Consider the following 4,697-nt stretch of genomic DNA (forward strand, 5'->3'; position numbering starts at 1 on the left):
AAAAGAATACAAAGAAAAAGGAATTGATGAATTATCCAACAAGACAAAAGATTTGAACAAATTCAAAGACATCATCGATGCTATGAGTGATTTGGCAGTAAAAGATTCTTCATTCACAGGAACAGACAATAATTTTGAAACAAAATCAAGAATTGTCGAAAAAATAAAATAGTAATCTTTACAAAAACACTCTATTCTGATACAATCTAATGTATCGATGAAGAGAATACTAGTTCTATACGATTTTTCAGAGAGAAAGTGTAAGGTGGAAACTTTCATTTACGATAGAATGAACCTAACTCGGAGATTATGTCAAAATCATAGGGTTGTCACCTTATAACTAACAAACTAGAAGTGGTATAGCGATCCTTCGTCTTCGTGACGGAGGATCTTTTTTTAGATACATATACATACACAAAGAAAGGAACATGTAAATTATGAGAATGAATAAATTTTATATGCCAACTTTAAGAGAGGATCCACAAGATGCAGAAATAGCAAGCCACAAGCTTCTATTAAGAGCTGGCATGATTAGAAAAACAGCAGCAGGATTGTACAGTTATTTGCCATTGGGTTATCGAATTGTAAGAAAGGTAGAAAACATCGTTCGTGAAGAAATGGACAACTACGGTTCACAAGAAATCCACATGCCTATAACTCAACCTCGTGAAATCTGGGAAGAATCTGGAAGATGGAAGACATTTGGACCGGAAATGTTCAAGCTCAAAGACAGAAATAATCGTGAATTCTGCCTTGGACCAACAGCCGAAGAATATTTTACAGATTTAGTAAAAGGTGAAATCAAAAGCTACAAGCAACTTCCGCTTAATATTTATCAAATCCAAACAAAATACCGTGATGAAAAAAGACCAAGATTTGGAATCAACCGTTCCAGAGAATTTTTGATGGAAGACTCTTACACATTTGATGTAGATGAAGAAGCGATGCGTGAAGCTTACATGAATATGTGGAGAGCGTATGAAGTTGTATTCAATAGACTTGGTTTGGAATACAAAATCGTAGCAGGAGACAGCGGTGCCATGGGTGGTAACAGTTCGCACGAATTTATCGCACTTAGTGATGTAGGTGAAGGTGTGATTTGCTACAGCGATGACAGTGATTTCGCAGCGACTGACGAAAAAGCTTATGTATATTACAAAGTTGAAGATGAAAATGTAGAAAAACTTCCATCAGAAAAAGTACTCACACCAAACTGTAAAACAATAGAAGAAGTAAGTGATTTCTTGAATGTTGATGCAGCACATTGTTTGAAAGCAGTCGATTTAATGGTTGAAGGAAAACCTGTAATTGTGTTCATTCCAGGAGATCGTGAACTTAACATGGCAAAACTTGTAAGTTATTTGAAATGTCCAGAACACGAAATTGAAATGATGGAAGAAAAAGACATCCTAGCATTGAACAGCTCACCAGGATTTACTGGACCAATCGGACTAGATTCAAGAATCATCATTGACTCAAGAGTTACACAAATGAAAAACTTCGTCGTTGGAGCGAATGAAGAAAACTACCACATCAAAAATGTAAACTATGGAGATGATTTCGAAGGAGAAATCGTAGAAGATTTATTGATGGTACAAGAAGGGGATATCGATCCTGAAACAAAATCTCCATTGAAATTCAAAAGAGGAATCGAAGTTGGAAATATCTTCCAATTGGGACAAAAATATTCCAAGAGCATGAATGCTACATTCCTTGATGAAAATGGAAAAGAACAATTCTTCTGGATGGGCTCATACGGAATTGGTGTTACAAGAAGTGTCAGCGCAATTGTAGAACAAAACCATGACGACAAGGGAATGATTTGGCCATTAGTTGTAGCGCCATACCACGTAATCATCACAGTTGTTAACACAAAAAATGAAGAACAAAATACACTTGCAGAAAAACTTTACGAAAAATTACTTCTTCAAGGGGTAGAAGTTCTACTTGATGACAGAAAAGAAAGAGTAGGAGTAAAATTCAACGACCGTGACCTAATAGGAATTCCGCTAAGAATAACTGTAGGAAAGAAAGCATCTGAGGACATAGTAGAATTTTCTGAAAGAAGAACGCTTGAAAATGTAGAAATGTCATCAACAGAAGCTTACGAAAAAGTAATGGAAATCATCAATGCTAACTTAAAATCAGTTGGTGGATTGTACAGATAATTTATAATGAGAACTACGGGCGATAAGGCTCGTAGTTTTTTGCTTTGAAAAATGTAAAGTTTACTTGACAAAAAATATTGTGGTAATGAAAAATTTTCTATAAAGCTCGACGATGTGAAAGTAGTATAATCTCATATTTGTTAAAATGATAGTTGTTTTATTGTTTTACAACGAGGGTATATCTAATCGAAAGGAGTTTTTATTATGAGTATGGGATATGGTGCATCTTGTCGATTGATATCGAAGGATGGGGAATGGTTTGCTTACGAATACACTTCATATAATATGGATTTAGAAAGTTATAAAGAAGCTAGAAAAAATTACGATGGAATTATACTGATTAATAAAGATTTTTTTCCTCAACCAACTATTATTAAGAAAAGAAAGAGAAAACCTAGTGGTAAAAAAGAATGGATAGAAAAAAAGAAGTATCCAGAGGTTAATTGTTGGGAGTTTTATAAAATGGGGAAAATAATAATTGAAAATTCAAGTTATTGCTGGAATTTGACAGAATCTGGAGTGGATGCCTTTGCTTTTAGACTACTATTTTCTTTAAGTATCGAGTATCAGACTTCTGGGAAAATTCCAAAAAAATTTGGAATATTTTCGTAGTATCAAAAATATTGTATGCATATTTTTTATATTTATAGGGTTGGTACTGTTTGTTTTTAAATTTTAGAATGTAAAAATACATACATAACTAACAAGAATAATCTCGCCATGTTGGATTTATCTACGCTAAATCGATAAAAATGGCGAGAAAAAGTGAGTTCAAAAATGGCCGCCTAATGGGGATACAATATAAATATATCAAAGCGTGATATTCGCACAATCAAAAAAAGCTGTGAGTTTTCTCACAGCTTTTGTTGTTGTTAGCAGCAGCAAGATCCGCCGTCGCAGCCACAGTCGTCTGCAGCAGGTGCGCCTGCATCGCCGCAACCGTCGAACAAGCCAAAGTGTTTGCTTCTGTCTCCGACTACGTCAAAGTATTTTCCGAATCTTGTATCTTGTACCATTGCGCAGCTGTTTCCGCACACTGCCATTGGTAGATCTACGAAAAATCTGTGGTGGTCATCTAGGTCGAAGTAGTGTTCGCTACCTAAAATTCCTCCACGATAAGTTACGAATTGTCCATATTGTTCGCATCTATCTTCAATAATTCCAGGTAATTTCACAGCTCTTACAGTTCTTGATGTGAAATTCACATTGCCAACTAATTCTTCGATTTTTCTGTTTTCGATTGGCGCCTTAGTGATTTTAGTATATCTGAAATCTTCCCAGCCGATTTTATGCAATAATCTTCTGAAATCTTCTACATACATTGCTCCCGCTAAACATTCACCACGTAATACAGGGTTTTGGTAAATTTCATCAGAAACCCTTCTGTCAGCGAAAATATCTGAGAAGTACAATTCTCCACCTTTTTTCAAAACTCTCCACACTTCTTTGAACACTTCTTCTTTGAATGGAGAAAGGTTGATAACGCAGTTACTGATTACAACATCTACAGATTCATCTTCTATTCCTATAGATTTCAAATCTTCGATGTAACCTTTTTTGAATTCTACGTTTGATTTCTTGTAGCCAAATTTTTCAGCCATTTGGTCTTGATATTTTCTAGCAAAATCCAATTGGTCATCTGTCATGTCGACACCGATTACTTTTCCGTTTTCTCCGACTAACTTGGAAGCGACATACACATCCACGCCTGTTCCACATCCCAAATCCAACACAGTACATCCTTCAAGAGCTGATGGAATTGGAGAGCCACAACCGTAAAATCTCTTCAAAAGTTCAGGATTAACCATTCCTCTTATTTTTTTGATGTGAAGTGGCATACTATCCGAACAACTACAGATTTGAGTTCGCATCTTTCCTTCTTTTTCAGTAGTAATATTGCTGTAATATTCTGAAACTTGTTTTCTAATATCTTCCATAAATACCTCCTAATGTTATTCTAATATTATTATAACATTAACAAAGATTATTTCTAGAGTTTGCATTGGCTCAATTACCCTTGGAAAGAAAATAATATGGTATTATATAAAAAAAGGAAGTGCAATTATGAAAACTGACAAAATGATTTTAAGAAAATTTACAATAAATGACGCTGACAAAATGTATGAAAACTGGGCAAGCGACAGCAGGGTTACGAAGTTTTTGACGTGGAAGCCTCACACATCACTAAAAGAATCAGAAAAAATCATAAAACAATGGATAAATGATGACAAGAATGTGTACTTTGCGATTTGTAACACTAACAATGAAAACATTGGTTGTATATCTGCTAGTTTAATCAAAGAAAATCCAATAACTTACGCTATTGGCTACTGCTTGGCATACGATTATTGGTTGCAGGGAATAATGACCGAGTCTTTAAAAATAATGCTAAAATATTTGTTCGAAGAAAAAAACGCCGTAAGAGTAGAAGCCACACACGACAGGAGAAACTCTGCAAGTGGAAAAGTAATGATGAACGCAAATATGAAATACGAAGGATGTCTTAGAAAATCAGCCACAAACAACCAA

At 35.0% G+C, this 4,697-nt stretch carries 4 protein-coding genes; 3 read left to right on the top strand and 1 reads right to left on the bottom strand.

Annotation, left to right across the window (positions count from 1 at the left end; all coding sequences use genetic code 11):
• Nucleotides 1-437 precede the first annotated feature (437 nt).
• Both KHW44_RS06545 and KHW44_RS06550 read left to right on the top strand, forming a co-directional pair.
• The gene (locus KHW44_RS06545) at nt 438-2,168 is read left to right on the top strand and encodes a proline--tRNA ligase (protein WP_304067464.1); all 1,731 of its coding nucleotides are present in this window, start codon (nt 438-440) and stop codon (nt 2,166-2,168) included.
• Nucleotides 2,169-2,372: 204 nt separating this feature from the next.
• The gene (locus KHW44_RS06550; RefSeq protein WP_304067467.1) at nt 2,373-2,780 is read left to right on the top strand and encodes a hypothetical protein; all 408 of its coding nucleotides are present in this window, start codon (nt 2,373-2,375) and stop codon (nt 2,778-2,780) included.
• A 260-nt stretch (nt 2,781-3,040) separates the two neighbouring features.
• Here the strand turns inward: KHW44_RS06550 and KHW44_RS06555 are convergent, their stop codons facing one another.
• Nucleotides 3,041-4,105 (bottom strand): methyltransferase domain-containing protein, encoded by a 1,065-nt coding sequence (locus tag KHW44_RS06555; RefSeq protein WP_304067470.1) that lies wholly within the window; start codon nt 4,103-4,105, stop codon nt 3,041-3,043.
• A gap of 127 nt (nt 4,106-4,232) precedes the next feature.
• Here KHW44_RS06555 and KHW44_RS06560 point away from each other — a divergent pair.
• Nucleotides 4,233-4,697: GNAT family N-acetyltransferase (locus tag KHW44_RS06560; RefSeq protein ID WP_304067474.1), on the top strand; the 465-nt coding region annotated here is incomplete at its 3' end.

It is taken from the genome of Finegoldia magna, assembly GCF_018371055.1.
GTDB lineage: Bacteria > Bacillota > Clostridia > Tissierellales > Peptoniphilaceae > Finegoldia > Finegoldia magna_I.